The organism is Actinocrinis puniceicyclus (assembly GCF_018283645.1).
Taxonomy (GTDB): Bacteria; Actinomycetota; Actinomycetes; order Streptomycetales; family Catenulisporaceae; genus Actinocrinis; species Actinocrinis puniceicyclus.
Map to the genome: position 1 here is coordinate 1 of NZ_JAGSXH010000289.1, position 1,810 is coordinate 1,810.

The window sequence follows — 1,810 nt, forward strand, 5'->3', positions numbered from 1 at the left end:
GCACGTCCGGCCAACTCGAGGTGGAACCGGAGATCCCGGAGGTCGCGCACCCGGTGGCGGAGGTGTCGCAGCGCCCGTTGACGGTGAAGGACACCTCACCTGCGGGGGTGGTGGTGTACACCTGGCCCGCGCGCTGCCCGTATTTGATCTGCCGCAGGTACCCGCCGCGGGTGTAGGCCGACGCCGCGGGCGCGGTGGTGCCCTGGTCCATCGCGTAGTAGTTGGTCTCGGTGCTGTACCAGTACGAGATCGCGTCGCTGTGGGTGTCCACGACGTAGTCCAGGTTCCACCGGTAGGCCTGCTGGCACCAGGAGCTCGAGAAGGTGGTGTTGTAGCAGGGCTGCCCGGAGGCGGTGGCGTACACCGGCTCGGTCCACACCGAGTTGGTGGCCGCGTCCCCCGAGGCGAAGCCGGGCAGTTGGTTCTGCCCGAAGTAGTACTCGGTGCCGTCGGTGGTGGTCACCACCCAGTACTCGCCGTTGTGCGCGCCGTTGGGCGCGCCACTCTTGAACTGGACCCGCTCGTTGCCGTCGTTCGCCGGATGGTACGCCCCGGAGGTGTCGTCCTTCACCAGGGTGCTGGTCGACCCGTTCAGCGAGATCGTCAGCGTATTGTTACTCGACCAGCAGTTGTCGTAGGTCTGCGGCAGCGGGCTCTGGTTCTGGTGGCAGGACTGGTAGGAGCGCTCGATATAGGACTGCGGCAGGCTCCAGCCGTCCCCCACGTTCGAAGCCTGATTGTTGGTGGAGGAGGTCAGCCCATCCTGGGCCTGGGAGTTGTACGCCAGCTGCACCTTCGGCGCACGGCCCCCGGGTACCGCGGGCACCGGGACCGGATAGGACCACGTGAACGCGTCCGCCGACCCGCCCGCCTGCCAGGAGCCCGACGGCTTGAGCGAGGTCGCGGTGAAATCACCGCCGCCCCCGCCGGCGTCCGAGGACGTCGTGGACGTCAGAGCTATCACCATCGCCGGCGCCGCGGCCCGCCGGGACTGCGCGCCCGCCACGGTCGCGGAAGACCGCGCAACGGGCCGAGTCGAACCCGCCAGCGTGACATCCGCTTCCACGGTGCGGGCCTTGAGATCGTTGCTGAACCTCACCGGGGTCTGCGCGCGGCACGCCGCAACGCCCGGCGTGGTCAGCACGCAGGCCGGCAGCGCGACCAAAGCCAGGCGGGCGTCCCAATCCCCGCCGAACGCGTCCTGAAACCGCGCGTAAGAGAGCGCCACGTGCACCGCCGCCGAGGCGCTCGCACCGTCCGTGCGCGCCAGGGACATCAACACGCCGTTCACGCCCGCCTTGCCGGCGGCAGCCCGGGGCGCGATCGTCACCCGCGTGCCGACCGGCCCGCCCGCCCCGGCACCAGCCGCACGGGCGATCCACACCGGCAGCGCACCGGCCCGCACCGGCGCGGGCGCAGGACCCGCATTCGGCGCGCCAGTACGAGCACTGCGACCGCCGCCGGATCGCGCCGCAGCCAACAGAGCGTCCGCGCTGCCCACGGGCCACACCGGGGCCGCACCCTTCCGGCTGCTCATGGGCACCGGCTTGCGGTAGTCCGACACGATCGGGCTGACCGGGACCGACGCGGTGCGCGGCACCGGCGGTGCACCGCGTTCCACGGCGGCCTGCGCGTGCGCGCCGCCCGTAAACAGACCCGTGCCCAACGCCACCGCGGCCACGGCGCTGATCAGCGAGCGCGCCGCCCGCCGGCGCGCGCTCGCCTTCGCGCCCCGACCCACGTAGCCGCCCCTGCGCACCCCGAACGCCATGCGAACCCGCCCCTGTATCGATGCCGCGATCAAGCCAGT

Annotated in this window: 1 pseudogene; it reads right to left on the reverse strand. The window is 71.7% G+C overall.

Features of this window, described 5'->3' with window-relative positions:
* Nucleotides 1–1,771: pseudogene (locus KGA66_RS28820) on the reverse strand (RHS repeat-associated core domain-containing protein); the annotation flags it as partial.
* Between the last annotated feature and the right edge of the window lie 39 nt (nucleotides 1,772–1,810).